Source organism: Ruegeria sp. AB5 (assembly GCF_056542645.1).
Genome location: NZ_JBQGAE010000076.1, coordinates 1 through 768 on the forward strand (window position 1 = coordinate 1; position 768 = coordinate 768).

The 768-nt window shown below is 52.6% G+C and carries 1 protein-coding gene; it reads right to left on the reverse strand.

The genetic code is table 11. The annotated features are described in order from the left end of the window. Positions 1 to 159: 159 nt before the first annotated feature. On the reverse strand, positions 160 to 678 hold the full coding sequence (locus ACR0L4_RS23685; protein WP_480515664.1) for a sulfurtransferase: 519 nt from the start codon (positions 676 to 678) through the stop codon (positions 160 to 162). Positions 679 to 768 lie beyond the last annotated feature (90 nt).

Here is a 768-nt window from a genome sequence, read left to right on the forward strand (position 1 = left end):
TACCGCTTGTATCGCTTCGGCTTCGTCATTCGACACCTCCCGGCGCGGGCTGCGCCTATTCTAGGTGTCCACCAAATCAGAGAAAAACCACTTTTCCGTAAGCAGACATTGAATTTTCAAACGGATGTATTCAATTCCATGTCGTAATAAAGTACCACGTCAAGCACGGTGTGATTGTTCTACTGGGCGCGTTGGGTCCCGCTTCCAGACAGCAAAGGAGCCGTCAAAGAGCACGCCGTTTTGACCGATTTCCTTAAGAGCCAGCAAAAGTACGGTCGCTGCGTATCCAGACCCACAAGATGCAATCACCGGAGCGTCGCGCCAACCTGGCGCGCGGGTATCCAGGACATGCTCAAGGGCACCTTTGCCCAGGAAAAGCCCGGTGTCCGCATCCAGCAAGGAACTGAACGGAACGCTCAATGTCCCCGGAATATGACCTGTGCGCGGATCATCCGGATCACCCGCATAGCTGATGGGTCCACGGGCATCGATAACGCAGGAGCTTGATTGCGCACGAAGAAAATCGTCGATGTCGATTTTCCATCCGGTTTGCAACTTCGGTTCGAAACTGCCTTTCGTGGGTTTGGCAGTTTCAACTGAGATAGAAAACTCTTTCTCTTGCCAGTGACCCCAACCACCGTTGAGAACACGGACGTTTTCAAAACCAAAGTGGCGCATGTCCTGCAACCATTCAGCCAGGTCGCCAGAGACATAACTTGAGCCGTTATCGCTGAGCAATCTTGGCTTGTGAACAACATGGACCTGATC

Coding starts and splice junctions, on each gene's coding strand:
- ACR0L4_RS23685 (WP_480515664.1), bottom strand. CDS start 678: ATGCGCCACTTTGGTTTTGAAAACGTCCGTGTTCTCAACGGTGGTTGG.